We start from the raw sequence: 14,949 nt of genomic DNA, 5'->3' as shown, positions 1-14,949 counted from the left end.
CGAATTCATCGGGTTTCAGCAAGTATTTTTGTTTGCGCGCGGTTTTTCATCCGGGAAAACGCTTTGTTCAATGCAAATTTCGAGACTTATCATTCATTTCGTGAACCTCCAGTCTCATTAAATCAGCATGAACACTCCCGTCATCGTCGATGCCATCCGCAGTCCCATGGCCCGGGCCAAGCCCGATGGCGCCCTGGCCCAACTCCACCCCGTCGATCTGCTCAGCCAGGTGCTGGAGCAGCTCGTGCAGCGCAACCGCATCGACCCCGGCGCGGTGGACGATGTGATCACCGGCTGCGTGAGCCAGGCCGGCGAGCAGGCCGGCACGCCGGGCCGCCTGGCCTGGCTGGCCGCAGGCCTGCCGGCCCATGTGCCGTCCACCACCATCGACCGCAAGTGCGGCTCCAGCCAGCAGGCCGTGCACTTTGCCGTGCAGGCCATCATGTCGGGCACGCAGGACATGGTGATCGCCTGCGGCGTGGAGTCCATGAGCCGCGTGCCCATGGGCAGCTCGCGCATGGGGCAGAACACCACGGGCGCGCGCTTCGATGCGCGCTTTGCGCCGGGGCTGGTGGGCCAGGGCGTGTCGGCCGACCTCGTGGCCGCGCGCTGGGGCCTGAGCCGCGAGGAACTGGATGCCTATGCCGCGCGATCGCACCAGCGCGCCCATGCGGCCCAGTCGGCCGGGCACTTCGAGCGCGAGATCGTAGGCATCACCACGCCTGCCGGCCTCTTCACGGCCGACGAGACCATCCGCCCGGCCACCACGGCGCAGAAGCTGGGCGCGCTCAAGGCCGTGTTCCAGAACGACGAGCTGTCGGCGCGCTTTCCGCAGATCCGCTGGCACACCACGGCGGGCAATGCCTCGCAGATGACCGACGGCGCCAGCGCCATGCTGCTGATGAGCGAGAAGCGCGCCCAGCAGCTGGGCCTGCGCCCGCGAGCGCGCTTCGTGGCGCTGGACGTGGTGGGCGACGATCCGCTGTACATGCTCACGGCCCCCATTCCCGCCACGCGGCGCGTGCTGGCCAAGGCCGGCATGCGGCTGGAGCAGATGGACCACTGCGAGATCAACGAGGCCTTCGCCTCCGTGCCCCTGGCCTGGCTGAAAGAGCTGAGGGAACTGGGCGCCGACCCCGAGCGGCTGAACCCGCGCGGCGGCGCCATCGCCCTGGGCCATCCGCTGGGGGCCTCGGGCATCCGCCTGATGACCACCATGCTGCACGCGCTGGAGGACAGCGGCGCGCGCTACGGCCTGCAATCCATGTGCGAGGCCGGCGGCATGGCCAACGCCACCATCATCGAACGCCTGTGAGCCAGGCACGGGAGACACATCCATGCAACTGCAAGAGAACATGACGGCCCTGGTGACGGGCGGCGTATCGGGCCTGGGCGAGGCATCGGCCCTGGCGCTGCTGGAGCGCGGCCTGAACGTGGTGGTGGTGGACCTGAACGAGGACCGCGGCGCGGCCATGGTGGACGCCGCCCGCCAGCGCCACGGCAGCCGCCTGCGCTTCGTGAAGGCCGACGTGGCCGACGCCGACCAGATGGCCGCCGCCATTGCGGCCGCCGAGGACTTCGGCGAGTTCCGCGCCCTGGTGCACTGCGCGGGCGTGGGCGGGCCGCTGCGGCTGGTGGAAAAGGACGGCAGCCCGGGCTCGCTGGACAAGTACACGGGCATCGTGCGCGTGAACCTGATCGGCACCTTCAACACGCTGCGCCTGGCCGCCGCCAGCATGGCGCGCAACGAGCCCGTGCAAGGCGAGCGCGGCGCCTGCGTGCTCACGGCCTCGGTGGCGGGCTACGAGGGGCAGATCGGCCAGATTCCCTATGCCTCGGCCAAGGCCGGCATCATCGGCATGACCATCGTCGCCGCGCGCGACCTGGCCACGCGCATGATCCGCGTGTGCACCATTGCGCCGGGCCTGTTCGACACGCCCATCCTGGCCAAGCTGCCCGACAACATCCGCCAGTCGCTGGCCGCCTCCGTGCCCAACCCCGCACGCCTGGGCCACCCGTCCGAGTACGCGCTGACCGCGCTGCACATTCTTGAAAATCCCATGCTCAATGGCGAGACGATTCGCCTGGACGGTGCCATTCGGATGAGTCCTCGCTGAGAAGCGCCCCGGCCCAGCACACGCGCGGAGAAGAAACACCATGTTCAAACGTCTCACGCTGGCGGCGGCTGCCTTGCTGTGCGCCACGGCCGCCATTGCAGCCGATGCCTGGCCCACCCGGCCCATCACCCTGGTCGTGCCGGGCGCGGCCGGGGGCTCCACCGACATTCCCGCGCGGCTGCTGGCGCTCAAGCTGGGCGAGCGGCTGGGCCAGCCCGTCATCGTGGACAACAAGCCGGGCGCGGGCGGCTCCATCGGTGCCAGCCAGGTGGCACGCGCGCAGCCGGACGGCTATACGGTGCTGGTGGGCAACACGGGCTCCAACGCCATCAACTACACGGCCTACAAGAAGCTGCCCTACAGGCCCGAGGACTTCGTGGCGCTGACGGACATGATCTCGTTCTCCAACGTGCTGGTCGTGCCCCAGGCATCGCCGGTGCGCTCGCTGGACGATCTGCTCAAGGCCGCGCGGCAGGCGCCGGGCAAGCTGTCGTTCTCCTCGGCCGGCGTGGGCCAGACCACGCACCTCATGGGCGAGCTGCTGCGCGAGCGCACGGGCGTGGACGTGGTGCATGTGCCCTACCGCGGCTCGGCACCGGCCACGGCGGCCATCGTGTCGGGAGAGACGCAGTTCATGTTCGACAACCTCACGGCCTCGCTGGTGCATATCAAGGCGGGCAAGCTGCATCCCATCGCCGTGACCGGCGCGCAGCGCGAGCCTGAGCTGCCCAACGTGCCCACCGCCACCGAGCTGGGCCTGCAGGACTTCGACAAGGTCGGCTGGATGGGTTTCTTCCTGCCCGCGCAGACGCCGCCCGCCGTGGTGCGCAAGCTCACCGACGGCCTGGTCGCCGTGCTCCGGGACCCCGAGGTGGCGCGCCGCTACCGCGAGCTCGGCGGCCGCCCGGGCGGCATGCCGCAGGCGCAGTTCACCCAGCTGGTGGACAACGACCGCAAGAGCTGGGGCGCGCTGATCACCAGCCGCCAGCTGCAACTCGACTGAACCGATTTCGACGGAGACGCCATGAAGGTGCTGGACAGCGTGCGCGTGCTGGAGATTGGCGGCATCGGCCCGGGGCCGTTCTGCGCCATGCATCTGGCGGACCTGGGAGCCGATGTGGTGTCCATCGTGCGGCCCGAGGCGGAACCCGCCGCCACCTCATCCGCCTCAGCCACCTCAGCCGCCTCCGCGCTGTCGCGCGGCAAGCGCTCGGTGTTCGCCGATCTCAAGTCGCCCGAAGGGCGTGACCTGGTGCTGGCCCTGGTGCGCGATGCCGATGCGCTGATCGAGGGCATGCGGCCCGGCGCCATGGAGCGCCTGGGCCTGGGACCCGAGGCCTGCCAGGCCCTCAACCCGCGCCTGGTCTATGGCCGCATGACGGGCTGGGGCCAGGACGGACCGCTGGCCCAGGCAGCCGGCCACGACAACAACTATGCCGCCGTCTCGGGCGCGCTGTGGGGATGCTCGCCGGCCGGCGCGCGGCCGGTCTCGCCCTTTGCCACGCTGGGCGACATCGGCGGCGGCGCCATGTACCTGATGACGGGGCTGCTGGCCGGCATCGTGCAGGCACGCGCCACGGGGCGCGGCACCGTGGTGGACGCGGCCATCGTCGATGGTGCGGCGCACATGCTCAACCTCATGCTGCACGCGCGCCAGCGCGGTCTGGTGGCCGACGAGCGCGGCCACAGCATCCACGACAGTGCGCCGTTTTACGAAACCTATGCCTGTGCCGATGGCGGCTTCATCACCGTGGGCGCCATCGAGCCGCAGTTCCACGCCCTGCTGCTGGACAGGCTGGGCCTGGCCGGTGCCGCAGCGTTCCAGGGCCCCCAGTGGGACCGCGCCGCCTGGCCCGCGCGGCGCGCGCAGCTGCAGACGCTGTTCGCCTCCCGGCCCCGCGCGCACTGGCAGCAATTGCTGGAGGGCAGCGATGCCTGCTTCGGCGCCGTGCTCAGCCCTGTGGAAGCCGCCAGCCACCCGCACCTGCAGGCGCGTGGCGTCTATCTGCAGCCCGAAGGCGGCGCCCTCCAGGCCAGCCCCGCGCCACGCTTTGACGGCCAGGCCTATGCCCCGGGTCCTGCGAGCGCCGCAGGCTCCGACACCGCCAGCGTGCGGGAGAAGGTGAGCGCAGGGCGCGCGCAGGAAGTCTGGCGCAGCGCCCGCTGATTCACGAGAGGCTGGAGGCGCCCAGCATGCCTTCGACCAGGCGCACCAGCGTGATCAGGCGCGGCCCGGCATCGCTTTCCAGCGCGCGGCTTTGCGGGCTGTAGATGGGCAGGGAGACCGAGAACACCCAGTACTCGCCGTCCTGGGCCGTGGACATGGGCACGGCAATGGACTGGATCTCGCGGTGCAGGTCGCCGTGGCTGCGGCAAAAGCCGTGCTCGGCCAGGTCGCGCCGCGCATCGTCGAGCCGCTCGCGCAGTTGTTGGGCGCGTGCGGGATCGTCGGCCTGCAGTTCCGCGATGAAGGCCTCGCGCTCGGCCTCGGGCAGGCTCAGCAGGTAGGCGCGGCCCGTGGCGGTGCGCGACAGCGAGATGTGCACGCCGATCTCGGGCAGGAAGACCTTGTTGGTCAGGCCGTTGGCCAGCTCCACCAGGCACAGCTGGCGGCCGTGGCCCACGGCCAGCTGGATCTGGCCCTCCAGGTGATTGGCCAGCTCCTGCATGTGCGGCCGCGCGAACTGGCGCATGTGCATGCGCGCCAGCACGGGCGAGGACAGGTTCAGCAGCCCCACGCCCGGCACGTACTTGGACAGGCGCTCGGAGTAGCGCATCAGGTTCAGTTCGCACAGGGTGTCGATCAGGCGGAACAGCGTGGGCTTGGGCAGGCCCGTCATGTCCATCAGGTCACGGGCGCTGAGTTCCTGGTGCTTGTTGGAAAAGCACTGCAGTACGGAGATGCCGCGCACCAGGGCGGCCACCAGCTTGCCACTGTCTTCGGAATTCATGGATTGATGAGGGCTGAAAAGATGAAACGATTGTCTCAATTTTCAGGGTGCCGCCGCACAGATTTCCAGGGCCGTGCGCAGTGCAAACCCGTAAACAGGCCTTGCCCCGCGCAACGGACATGACACGGCACAATCGGTCCATGCTTGGCGCCCTGCGCCTCCCACCAGAAAAGCCTGCCGTGTCCGAACCGTTTGCCGCCGTCCCGCCTTCCGAATCGCCAGACTACGACGCCTTCCTGCGCGCCCATGTGCTGAGCCAGCCTTTGAGCATCCAGCGCTATGACCGCGGCGACGAAACCATCTGGGTCAAGCGCGCGGGCGCCAGCAACCCGGCGTGGCGCTATCGCGCCCTGGCCCTGCTGGCCGCCGGCCTGCGCCTGCCCGTGCTGCGGCCCGTGCCCAACCCGGGCGGCCACGAAGCCATCCGCACCGAGGTACGCCGCCTGCGCCAGCTCGCGCAGCGCGGCCTGCGTGTGCCTGCCGTGCTGGCCGAGTGCGAGGACGGCTTTGCCATGCGCCACCTGGGCAGCCCCGGCGTGGAGGCGCCCTCGCTGGGCAATGCCATGGAAGCCGCCCTGCCCCGGGGGGATGGCAGCACGCTGGCGCTGTGGCTGCAGGGCCTGCAGACCCTGCAGCAGGTGCATGGCAGCGGCGACTGCCTGAGCCAGGCCTTTGCGCGCAACATGGTCTGCTGTGCCGACGGCGTGATCGGCTTCATCGACTTCGAGGACGACCCTGCCGCCCACCTGCCCCTGGCGCTGTGCCGCGTGCGCGATGCCCTGTGCTACGCCCACTCCACGGCCTGGATACTGGAGCAGGCCGGCGCCATGCCGGCCGCGCGCACGGCCTGGCGGGACTTCGTGCAGTCCATGGAGCCCGAGACCCGCGCCCTGATGGCGCGCACCGTGAAACAGCTGGCCTGGGTGCGCCGCCTGCCTGAGAGCCGCCGCCTGGGCCGCGACATGCAGCGCGTGCGCATGGCCTACACGCTGGTGACGCCGTAGCGGCAGCGGGCTGCACGCCTCAACCGGGCCTCAGCCGGGCAGATGGCCCAGCGAGGCGCTGACGCGCGCCGCTTCGGCGCGCAGGGCCCGGGCCACAGCGCCCTGCGGGTCCGGGTCGAAGCCGCCGCTGGCGCCCAGCGCGCACAGCACGCCCACCACATGGCCTGTGTAATCGTGCAGCGGCGCCGCCACGGCGCTGATGCCCGGCAGGTTGACGTCGCGCACCGAGGCGCAGCCCGCAGCGCGGATCTCGCGGCGCAGCGTGCCCAGCGGGTCCGCGCCATCGAGCAGCGCGCGCCGCGCGGCCGGCGCCTCGGCCAGCTCCCGGGCCAGCAGCGCATCCACGCGGGCATCGTCGTCCATGAAGGCGAAGAAGGCGCGCCCCGTGGCCGACCACAGCAGCGACATCACCGAGCCCACGCGCACATTGACGGTGACCGGCAGGCCCGGCTCCTCGAAGCGCACGATGGTCGGCCCCAGGTTGCCCATCACGGCCACGAAGCTGGTGACCTGCAAGGCCTCGCGCAGGTGCAGCAGGGCCGGCTCGGCCAGGCGGATGGGGTCGGACTGCCGCATGGCGGCCAGGCCCACGCGCATGGCCTCGGCCGCCAGCGCGTACTGCGTGCCGCCACGGTCCTGCTCCACCAGCCCCTCGGCCATCAGGCTGGCCAGGTAGCGGTGGACCTTGGCCGGGCTTTCCTCCACCGCGCCCGCGATGGCCGTGAGGCTGGCGCGTCCGCCCAGCGTGGCCAGGGCCTTGAGCACGGCCAGGCAGGTCTCGGCGGCCTGCACGCGCTGGCGCCTTTCGCGCGGCGGCGCGGGCTCGTCAATCTCGGAGGCAACAGTGGAAGTCATGGCGGCAGGACGGGTCTGGAAAGGCCTGTTTTAAGGGCTGGCGGGGCATTGTGCCGCAGCTTGCGGGTAATCCCGGGCGGTGTTTTTACGCAATGCGTAGAAAAATTACGCAAAACAAGATTCCATGGATTCCACCCAGGCCTCACCGGAGACAAGCCCCATGCACAAGCGCCTTTTCCTCACCACACTGGCCGCAGGCCTGCTATCGGCCACCGCCCTGCCCGGCGCGCTGGCCCAGGACGGATTCCCCAGCAGGAACGTGCGCTGGATCGTTCCCTACGCGGCCGGCGGCGGCTCGGACTTCCTGGCCCGCACCATAGGCCAGGCCTGGGGCGGCCAGGTGCACCAGCCCATCGTGGTGGACAACCGCCCGGGCGGCAACACGGCCATAGGCGCCTCGGAAACCGCGCGTGCGGCCGCCGATGGCTACACCGTGCTGTCGGCCGACAACGGCACCCTGGTCTTCAATCCCGTGCTCTACAAGAGCCTCAGCTACAACCCCGCCAGGGACCTCGCGCCGGTCACGCTGATGGGCCGCTTCCCGATGATCCTGGTGGCCGGCCCCGGCATGGCAGCGGCCACGGCCAAAGACTTCCTGGCCCAGGCGCGCACCAGCAAGGACGGCGTGAACTACGCCTCGGCCGGTGCCGGCAGCCCGCACCACCTGGCCATGGAACTGCTCAGGGTGGAGGCCGGCCTGAAGCTGGTGCACGCGCCCTACAAGGGCGCGGCGCCGGCCCTGGGCGACGTGGCTGGCGGCCAGGTGCCCGTGATGATGGTGGACCTGGCCGCGGGCGCAGGCTTCATCAAGGGCGGCAAGGTCCGCCCGCTGGCCGTGGCCAACGCCACGCGCCTGCCCCAGTTGCCCGACGTGCCCACCTTCGCCGAGCTGGGCCTGCCCAAGGTGCAGGCCGCCGCCCTGGTAGGACTGGTGGCGCCCGCCAGGACCCCGGCCCCGGTCATCGCGGCCCTGCACCGGCAGGTCGTGGCCGCGATCAACGAGCCCGCCGTGCGCCAGAAGCTCGTGGATTTCGGCGTGGAGCCCGTGGGCAACACGCCCGAGCAGTTCGCCGCGCTGCTGGCCAGCGAAAGCACGCGCTGGCACCAGCTGATCCGCGACCAGAACATCACTTTGGATTGACCCTCCGCGCCTGCCTGCCTGCGAACAACCTGCCATGACTGCCTCCGCCGCCCCCGACACCGCCCCGTCCGCCTCTGCGCCAGCATTTGCGCCCGGCTCTGCGCCCGCCTCCGCGCGCTGCCCCTTCGACCACCGCCAGCCCAGCGGCCAGACCGGCCCCACGGGCTGCCCCGTCAGCGCAGGTGCCGCGGCCTTCGACCCGTTCAGCGACGGCTACCAGCAGGACCCGCCCGAATATGTGCGCTGGGCGCGCGAGCAGGAGCCGGTGTTCTACAGCCCGCAACTGGGCTACTGGGTGGTCACGCGCTTCGACGACATCAAGGCGGTGTTCCGCGACAACATCGCCTTCAGTCCCTCGATCGCGCTGGAGAAGATCACGCCCACGGGCGAGGAGGCCAATGCCGTGCTGGCCTCCTACGGCTTCGCGCTGAACCGCACCCTGGTCAACGAGGACGAGCCCGCCCACATGCCGCGCCGCCGCGCGCTGATGGACCCGTTCACGCCCGAGGAGCTGCGCCACCACGAGCCCATGGTGCGCGAGCTGGCGCGCGCTTATGTGGACCGCTTCATCGACGACGGCCGCGCCGACCTTGTGGACCAGATGCTGTGGGAGGTGCCGCTGACCGTGGCCCTGCACTTCCTCGGCGTGCCCGAGGAGGACATGGACCGGCTGCGCGAGTACTCCATCGCCCACACCGTCAACACCTGGGGCCGGCCCCGGCCCGAGCAGCAGGTGGCCGTGGCCCATGCGGTGGGCAACTTCTGGCAGCTGGCCGGCAAGGTGCTGGCCAAGATGCGCGAGAACCCCGATGCGCCGGGCTGGATGCAATACGGCATACGCAAGCAAAAGGAGCTTCCCGAGGTCGTCACCGACTCCTACCTGCACTCCATGATGATGGCCGGCATCGTGGCCGCGCACGAGACCACGGCCAATGCCACGGCCAACGCCGTCAAGCTGCTGCTGCAGCATCCCGGCGCCTGGAAGCAGATCTGCGAGAACCCTGCGCTGATCCCCAATGCCGTGGAGGAATGCCTGCGCCACAACGGCTCGGTGGCCGCCTGGCGGCGCCTGGCCACGCGCGACGTGGTGATCGGCGGCGTGGCCGTGCCGGCGGGCTCGAAGCTGCTCATCGTGACCTCGTCGGCCAACCACGACGAACGGCATTTCGCCGATGCCGACTTCTTCGACATCCACCGCGACAACGCCGCCGACCACCTGACCTTCGGCTATGGCTCGCACCAGTGCATGGGCAAGAACCTGGCGCGCATGGAGATGCAGATCTTCCTGGAGGAGTTCACGCGCCGCCTTCCCCACATGCGGCTGGCCGAGCAGCGGTTCACCTACGTGCCCAACACCTCGTTCCGGGGCCCCGAGCACCTGTGGGTGGAGTGGGACCCGGCCCTCAACCCCGAGCGCGCCCGTCCCGCCCTGCTGCAGGCGCGCCAGCCCGTGCGCATCGGCGAAGCCCTGCAGGGCGGCGCCAGCCGGCCCATGGTCGTGGCCGAGGCCGAGGCTGCCGCCGAAGGCGTGCTGCGCCTGCGCCTGAAGGCCGCCGATGGACACGCCCTGCCGCGCTGGACGCCGGGCTCGCACATCGACCTGCAATGCGGCGACACGGGCCTGTCGCGCCAGTACTCGCTGTGCGGCGACCCGCAGGACACCGGCAGCTACGAGATTGCCGTGCTGCGCGAGGCCAACGGCCGTGGCGGCTCGGCCTGGGTGCATGCGCATCTGCACCGCGGCGCCACCGTACAGGTGCGGGGCCCGCGCAACCATTTCCCGCTGGACGAAGGCGCCAGCCACCTGATCCTGGTGGCCGGCGGCATCGGCATCACGCCCATCTCGGCCATGGCACGGCGCGCCAGGGCGCTGGGCCTGTCCTATGAAATCCACTACAGCGGCCGGCGCCGCGCGGGCATGGCGCTGCTGGCGCCGCTGCAGGCCGAGCATGGCGCCCGGCTGCACCTGTACGTGGCGGAGGAAGGCCGGCGCGCCGACTACGCCGCCCTGCTGGCCACGCCGCGCGCCGGAGCCCGCATCCATGCCTGCGGACCGGCGCGCCTGCTGCACGGCCTGGAGGCCGCCAGCCGCCACTGGCCCGAGGACAGCCTGCGCGTGGAGCATTTCGTCTCCACCGTGGGGGCGCTGGACCCTGCCAGGGAGCAGGGCTTCGAGGTGGAACTGCGCGCCTCGGGTCTTGTGCTACAGGTGCGCAACGACCAGACGCTGCTGGACGCCCTGCGCAGCGCGAAGATCGAAGTGCAAAGCGACTGCCGGGAAGGGCTGTGCGGGTCCTGCGAAGTGCCCGTGCTCGACGGCGAGGTGGACCACCGAGACATGGTGCTCACGCGCGGCGAGCGTGCGGCCTGCACCAAGATGATGAGCTGCTGCTCGCGCGCCAGGAGCGGCAGGCTGGTGCTGGGCCTGTAGTCAGGACTCCGCTGCCCTGTGCCCGCAAGCCCGGCGCCCAGAAACACAAAAGCCCCAAGGCCATCATCGGCAATGGGGCGATCGCATCGGTGGGCGCGCTTCAGGGCGCACCTGCCTCCAACCGGATTACTGGTTGGCGATTTCGAGCTCGGCGTTGCGGGCTTGCTGGATGAAATCGATCAGGGAATAGATTGCTTGGCGCATGGTGAACTTCCTTACTGAGACGCTCAACAATCACTGGCGGCATGCATCTCAAGTGCCGCGAATGCCGGGAAAACCCTCTAAGCGTTTACCCTAGGAATAAGTATAAACCACTAGATCCCGGCGTGCAAACGCACAGTTGTAAGCGCACGTCAAGATTCCGCAGAGGTGCCCAACTGCGTCCCAATGTCAGGCATGGGATGATTCAGGCTTATGACCGCGCCTTCCGTTTCCCTCGCACCCTGGCACATAGAGCCGCTGAACCCGGCCGAGGCGCCGTGGCCGCTGCTGCTGTCGGCGGACCCGTCGCGGGAAAAGGTGCGCGGCTATCTGGCGGGCTCCACCTGTTTTGCCGCGCGCGAGTCCTTCCAGCGCGAAGGCCAGCCGCCGCGTCCCGGCGGGCGCGGCGAGGTATTGGGCATGTGCGTGCTGGTGCCGCTGCGCGACAGCGGCGACGAGGCCTCAGGCCCACCCGCCTGGGAGCTGATGAACATCGCGGTTGCGGAATCGCTGCATCACCGGGGCCTGGGCACCGCCCTGCTGCGCCAGGCCATCGCCTGGGCGCGCTCGCAAGGTGCTCCCCGCATCGAGGTCGGCACCGGCAGCTTCGGCGACCAGCTGGTCTTCTACCAGCGCGCGGGGTTTCGCGTGACGGGAATCGTGCGTGACTTCTTTCTGAAGCACTACACCACCCAGCTGTGGGAGCGCGGCGTGCAGCACCGCGACATGCTGCGCCTGACGCTGGAGCTGGGCACGGGCCGCTGAACGGCCGCCCCGCTCAGTCCGAAGACATCTTCATCAGCACCAGGCCCGAGACGATGAGCACGGCCGCGCCGATGCGCATGGCGCTGACCTGCTCGCCCAGGACCGTGATGCCGACCAGGAAGGCGCCCACGGCGCCGATGCCGGTCCAGATCGTGTAGGCCGTGCCCAGCGGCAGGCTGCGCATGGCCACGGCCAGCAGGCCGAAGCTGGCGATCATGGTGACGATGGTGATGGCGCTGGGCACCAGCCGCGTGAAGCCGTGCGATTGCTTCATCGAAAACGCCCAGACCACTTCGAGCAGCCCCGCCACCAACAGATAGACCCATGCCATGGAAAACTCCTTGTGAAGCCGGGTCGTCCCGGCGCATGCATGTCCCGATGTGGGGGAGGCCGTCCTCCTGGCAGAAGGGCTTGTGCCTCCTGCATGGCCGCCAGTTTAGGAGAAAGCCTTCAAGCCGGCCGCACCCAGCCTGTTGCCCCATTGCCGCCTGGGTGGTTGCTGCACAACAGCATCCAGGGCGTCAGGCGGCCAGTGCCTCTTCCTGTTCAGCCAGCAGGATGTTGCCCACGGTGGCGCCCAGGCCGGCCACGCGCTTGCGCAGCTTGAGCACGGCCTTGTCCTTGCTGATCAACAGCGCCTGGTGCTGGCTGGCCAGGTCCAGGAAATGCTGGTCGTCGGGGTCGGTGCAGGCAAAGCGGATGCGCGGCGCATCGGCCACGTATTCGACGGCTCCGTCGAAGGCCGAGAGCACGCCTTCGGCCGTCTTGCCGTAGAAGGCCACGCGCGGCGCGATCTGGCTGTAGTGCAGCACGCGTTCGAGCTCGATGCGCTGGGCCTGGTCGGCGATCCAGCGCATCTGCCCCTGCTCCACCAGCTCGCGGATCGGCGGAACATGCGGATCGTCGAAGATCAGCATATCAAGGACCACATTGGTATCGAGCACCACGGGCCGGGGCAGGGGACCTTCGTAGCCGTCGTTGCACTGCGGCCAGCGCAGCACGATCTTCATGGCACGGTGCCCTCTGCCGGGCCTTCGGCGGCCTTTCTGGGCTTGACAGCGCCGCGGACCATGTCGAAGCGGAACAGCCGGCATTCGATGGGGCCGTTCCACATGGGCGTGCGCCGCGCTTCCTTCAGGCGCATCTTGCCGGGCAGCTTGAGGTCGGGCGTGAGCATCCAGGCGCTCCAGCCGCTGTAGTTCTTCTTCCAGTGGGTGGCCAGCTGGCTGAAGAATTCCACGCCGTCCTCGGTCTGGGCCGTCTCGCGGCCCGCGCGCTCGACCACGGCCATGCGCTCGCCGGCGCTGCGGCCGGCCGAGCCGGCTGCGGCAATGCGCTCGCCATAGGGCGGATTCAGCAGCATCAGGCCGGGCTGCTCGCAGGGCGGCATGCGCTGCAGCGCGTCGCCGCCGCGCAGCTGCACGGTCTGGCCCACGCCCGCGCGCTCGGCGTTGCGCTGGGCGAAGTCCACCATGCGGTGGGACACGTCGGAGCCATAGATGCCCACGGGGCTGTCGGGCAGGATGGCGGCCTCTGCCTCGTCCAGCATGGCTTCCCACACATGCCTCTGGAAGGGCACGAGCTTTTCGAACGCGAAGCGCCGCAGGATGCCGGCCGGAATGCGCCGGGCGATCTGCGCGGCCTCGATCAGCACCGTGCCGCTGCCGCAGCAGGGGTCGTACAGCGGCTGGGGATCGTCGCCGTGCGGGTCCCAGCCCGTGGCGGCGATCATGGCTGCGGCCAGGGTTTCCTTGAGCGGCGCATCGCCCTTGTCCTCGCGCCAGCCGCGCTTGAACAGCGCCTCGCCCGAGGTGTCGATGTAGATGGTGGCCTCGTCGGTCGTCAGGTGCAGGTGCACGCGCACGTCGGGGTGGCGCGTTTCCACGTCGGGGCGCACGCCCTTCCTGTCGCGGAAGCGGTCGGCAATGGCGTCCTTGACGCGCAGCGCCGCAAAGTTGAGGCTGGTCAGCGGGCTGTGCTGGGCCGTGACTTCGATCTTGAAGCTCTCGCGCGGGGAGAACCAGATCTCCCAGGCCACTTCGCTGGCGGCGCGGTACAGGTCGTTTTCGTTGCGGTACAGGGTCTGCGACAGCTGCACCAGCACGCGCTGGGCCAGACGGCTGTGCAGGTTCAGCAGCAGGGCGTCGCGCCACAGGCCGCGCACCATCACGCCGCCACGGCCGACCAGGAGGTCGTGGCCGCTCAGGCCGGTGATCGCGTGGACCTCGTCGGCCAGAAATCCCTCGACGCCGGCGGCGCAGGGCAAAAACAGATGCAGTTGGTTCATAGCTTGGGTGCCGAGCATACGCGCACCGCGATTCCCCGCGCAGGCGCCAGCCGAAACCCGCTTGCCTGCGCTTCGGCCCGGGCCTACAGTGGAAGCAACCGCGAGGGAGAGCACCATGAAGACTCGAACCACGCCCGTCCACACGGATTTCCTCGGCGCCACGCAGGCCGCACGCCTGGTGGCGCAGGTCGGCGTCGCCGCCTGCCTGGCCGGCCTGGCCGATGCCATCGAGCAAGACTTCGCGCGCTGGCCCGATTTCGAGAAATCGGCCCGCCTCGCCCACCATTCGCCCGGCGGCGTGATCGAGCTCATGCCCGTGTCCGATGCGCTGGACTACGCCTTCAAGTACGTCAATGGCCATCCAGACAACGCCGACCGGGACCTGCCCACGGTGATGGCCTTCGGCGCCCTGGCCGACGTGGCCACGGGCCTGCCGGTCTTCCTGTCCGACCTGACGCTGGCCACGGCGCTGCGCACCGCGGCCACCTCGGCGCTGGCCGCGCGCCGGCTGGTGCGGCCGGGCTGCCGCAGCATGGCGCTGATCGGCGCAGGATCGCAGTCCGAATTCCAGGCCCTGGCCTTCACCCACCTGCTGGGCGTGGAACGGCTGCGCATCTTCGACATCGATGTCCAGGCCATGCGCAAGCTGGTGGACAACCTGGGCCATGCAGGCATTGCCGCCCAGCGCATCACCTGCTGCACCAGCAGCGCCCAGGCGCTGGAAGGCGCCGACATCGTCACCACGGTCACGGCCGCCAAGCGCCGCGCCTGCGTGATCGCCGATGCCGATGTGCGCCCCGGCACCCACATCAATGCCGTCGGCGGCGATTGCCCCGGCAAGACCGAACTGCCCGTGGAGTTGCTGCGGCGCGCGCGCATCTTCGTGGAGTTCACGCCCCAGACGCGCGTGGAAGGCGAGATACAGCAGCTGCCCGCCGACGCGCCCGTGACCGAGCTGTGGCAGGTCATCAATGGCCTGGCGCCGGGACGCGGGCACGACACCGAGATCACGCTGTTCGACTCCGTGGGCTTTGCGCTGGAAGACTATTCGGCCCTGCGCTGGTTGCGCGCGCTGGCCCACGACACCGGGCTGATGCAGTCGATCGACCTGGTGCCTGCGCTGGCCGACCCCCGCGACCTGTACCGGCTGGTGCGCGAGGCCGGGCAGGCAGAACGCGGCTTTGGCTGACACGGGGA

14 protein-coding genes are annotated in these 14,949 nt (G+C 69.8%); 9 read left to right on the top strand and 5 right to left on the bottom strand.

Features of this window, described 5'->3' with window-relative positions; translation table 11 throughout:
- Positions 1-127: 127 nt before the first annotated feature.
- The 4 genes from HFGMBDPB_RS14540 to HFGMBDPB_RS14525 are packed head-to-tail and all read left to right on the top strand — an operon-like array spanning position 128 to position 4,284.
- Positions 128-1,315 (top strand): thiolase family protein, encoded by a 1,188-nt coding sequence (locus HFGMBDPB_RS14540; protein WP_047327981.1) that lies wholly within the window; start codon positions 128-130, stop codon positions 1,313-1,315.
- 22 nt (positions 1,316-1,337) lie between these two features.
- A complete protein-coding gene (locus tag HFGMBDPB_RS14535; protein ID WP_016450520.1) occupies positions 1,338-2,117 on the top strand; it encodes an SDR family NAD(P)-dependent oxidoreductase in 780 nt (259 codons plus the stop codon).
- Between the two features lie 40 nt (positions 2,118-2,157).
- Positions 2,158-3,120, top strand: coding sequence for a Bug family tripartite tricarboxylate transporter substrate binding protein (locus HFGMBDPB_RS14530; RefSeq protein WP_046988291.1), 963 nt, complete (start codon positions 2,158-2,160; stop codon positions 3,118-3,120).
- Between the two features lie 21 nt (positions 3,121-3,141).
- Complete coding sequence (locus HFGMBDPB_RS14525) at positions 3,142-4,284, top strand: CaiB/BaiF CoA transferase family protein (RefSeq protein ID WP_126312934.1); 1,143 nt, start codon at positions 3,142-3,144, stop codon at positions 4,282-4,284.
- Position 4,285: 1 nt separating this feature from the next.
- On the opposite strand, the gene HFGMBDPB_RS14520 is transcribed toward HFGMBDPB_RS14525, so the two are convergent.
- Positions 4,286-5,068 carry an IclR family transcriptional regulator gene (locus HFGMBDPB_RS14520; RefSeq protein WP_126312933.1) on the bottom strand — a complete coding sequence of 261 codons (783 nt, stop codon included), beginning with the start codon at positions 5,066-5,068 and terminating at the stop codon, positions 4,286-4,288.
- A gap of 140 nt (positions 5,069-5,208) precedes the next feature.
- Here HFGMBDPB_RS14520 and HFGMBDPB_RS14515 point away from each other — a divergent pair, with 140 nt between their 5' ends.
- Positions 5,209-6,072 (top strand): BUD32 family EKC/KEOPS complex subunit, encoded by an 864-nt coding sequence (locus HFGMBDPB_RS14515; RefSeq protein WP_212645630.1) that lies wholly within the window; start codon positions 5,209-5,211, stop codon positions 6,070-6,072.
- A 30-nt stretch (positions 6,073-6,102) separates the two neighbouring features.
- Here the strand turns inward: HFGMBDPB_RS14515 and HFGMBDPB_RS14510 are convergent, their stop codons facing one another.
- Positions 6,103-6,927, bottom strand: coding sequence for an IclR family transcriptional regulator (locus tag HFGMBDPB_RS14510; protein ID WP_013804735.1), 825 nt, complete (start codon positions 6,925-6,927; stop codon positions 6,103-6,105).
- Positions 6,928-7,087: 160 nt separating this feature from the next.
- On the opposite strand from HFGMBDPB_RS14510, the gene HFGMBDPB_RS14505 reads away from it, so the two are divergent.
- The 3 genes from HFGMBDPB_RS14505 (at position 7,088) to HFGMBDPB_RS14495 (ending at position 11,465) form a co-directional block, all read left to right on the top strand.
- A complete protein-coding gene (locus tag HFGMBDPB_RS14505) occupies positions 7,088-8,068 on the top strand; it encodes a Bug family tripartite tricarboxylate transporter substrate binding protein (protein ID WP_034389537.1) in 981 nt (326 codons plus the stop codon).
- A 34-nt stretch (positions 8,069-8,102) separates the two neighbouring features.
- Positions 8,103-10,499: a cytochrome P450/oxidoreductase gene (locus HFGMBDPB_RS14500; protein ID WP_212645629.1), complete on the top strand. Its 2,397-nt coding sequence runs from the start codon at positions 8,103-8,105 to the stop codon at positions 10,497-10,499.
- A 414-nt stretch (positions 10,500-10,913) separates the two neighbouring features.
- Entirely contained in the window at positions 10,914-11,465 is a 552-nt protein-coding gene (locus tag HFGMBDPB_RS14495) for a GNAT family N-acetyltransferase (RefSeq protein WP_046241091.1), read from the top strand.
- A gap of 13 nt (positions 11,466-11,478) precedes the next feature.
- On the opposite strand, the gene sugE is transcribed toward HFGMBDPB_RS14495, so the two are convergent.
- From sugE to HFGMBDPB_RS14480, 3 genes are all read right to left on the bottom strand, one after another.
- Positions 11,479-11,796 (bottom strand): quaternary ammonium compound efflux SMR transporter SugE, encoded by a 318-nt coding sequence (gene sugE / locus HFGMBDPB_RS14490; protein WP_013804742.1) that lies wholly within the window; start codon positions 11,794-11,796, stop codon positions 11,479-11,481.
- Between the two features lie 190 nt (positions 11,797-11,986).
- Positions 11,987-12,475: a putative toxin-antitoxin system toxin component, PIN family gene (locus HFGMBDPB_RS14485; RefSeq protein WP_016454612.1), complete on the bottom strand. Its 489-nt coding sequence runs from the start codon at positions 12,473-12,475 to the stop codon at positions 11,987-11,989.
- Positions 12,472-13,752, bottom strand: coding sequence for a THUMP domain-containing class I SAM-dependent RNA methyltransferase (locus HFGMBDPB_RS14480; RefSeq protein WP_046987251.1), 1,281 nt, complete (start codon positions 13,750-13,752; stop codon positions 12,472-12,474). The genes HFGMBDPB_RS14485 and HFGMBDPB_RS14480 overlap by 4 nt, the downstream gene beginning before the upstream one ends.
- Positions 13,753-13,867: 115 nt before the next feature.
- Here HFGMBDPB_RS14480 and ocd point away from each other — a divergent pair, with 115 nt between their 5' ends.
- Positions 13,868-14,941 (top strand): ornithine cyclodeaminase, encoded by a 1,074-nt coding sequence (gene ocd, locus HFGMBDPB_RS14475; RefSeq protein WP_070080758.1) that lies wholly within the window; start codon positions 13,868-13,870, stop codon positions 14,939-14,941.
- Positions 14,942-14,949 lie beyond the last annotated feature (8 nt).

This window comes from Delftia sp. PE138, assembly GCF_018320755.1.
Taxonomy (GTDB): domain Bacteria; phylum Pseudomonadota; class Gammaproteobacteria; order Burkholderiales; family Burkholderiaceae_C; genus Comamonas; species Comamonas tsuruhatensis.
This window is presented reverse-complemented; position numbering and strand designations above follow the sequence as displayed.

Bases quoted from the DNA above. Each gene is read 5' to 3' on its own strand.
- HFGMBDPB_RS14505 (WP_034389537.1), top strand. From the start codon at position 7,088: ATGCACAAGCGCCTTTTCCTCACCACACTGGCCGCAGGCCTGCTATCG.
- HFGMBDPB_RS14510 (WP_013804735.1), bottom strand. From the start codon at position 6,927: ATGACTTCCACTGTTGCCTCCGAGATTGACGAGCCCGCGCCGCCGCGC.
- HFGMBDPB_RS14525 (WP_126312934.1), top strand. From the start codon at position 3,142: ATGAAGGTGCTGGACAGCGTGCGCGTGCTGGAGATTGGCGGCATCGGC.
- HFGMBDPB_RS14540 (WP_047327981.1), top strand. From the start codon at position 128: ATGAACACTCCCGTCATCGTCGATGCCATCCGCAGTCCCATGGCCCGG.
- ocd (WP_070080758.1), top strand. From the start codon at position 13,868: ATGAAGACTCGAACCACGCCCGTCCACACGGATTTCCTCGGCGCCACG.
- HFGMBDPB_RS14495 (WP_046241091.1), top strand. From the start codon at position 10,914: ATGACCGCGCCTTCCGTTTCCCTCGCACCCTGGCACATAGAGCCGCTG.
- HFGMBDPB_RS14485 (WP_016454612.1), bottom strand. From the start codon at position 12,475: ATGAAGATCGTGCTGCGCTGGCCGCAGTGCAACGACGGCTACGAAGGT.
- HFGMBDPB_RS14515 (WP_212645630.1), top strand. From the start codon at position 5,209: ATGCTTGGCGCCCTGCGCCTCCCACCAGAAAAGCCTGCCGTGTCCGAA.
- HFGMBDPB_RS14500 (WP_212645629.1), top strand. From the start codon at position 8,103: ATGACTGCCTCCGCCGCCCCCGACACCGCCCCGTCCGCCTCTGCGCCA.
- HFGMBDPB_RS14535 (WP_016450520.1), top strand. From the start codon at position 1,338: ATGCAACTGCAAGAGAACATGACGGCCCTGGTGACGGGCGGCGTATCG.
- HFGMBDPB_RS14530 (WP_046988291.1), top strand. From the start codon at position 2,158: ATGTTCAAACGTCTCACGCTGGCGGCGGCTGCCTTGCTGTGCGCCACG.
- sugE (WP_013804742.1), bottom strand. From the start codon at position 11,796: ATGGCATGGGTCTATCTGTTGGTGGCGGGGCTGCTCGAAGTGGTCTGG.
- HFGMBDPB_RS14520 (WP_126312933.1), bottom strand. From the start codon at position 5,068: ATGAATTCCGAAGACAGTGGCAAGCTGGTGGCCGCCCTGGTGCGCGGC.
- HFGMBDPB_RS14480 (WP_046987251.1), bottom strand. From the start codon at position 13,752: ATGAACCAACTGCATCTGTTTTTGCCCTGCGCCGCCGGCGTCGAGGGA.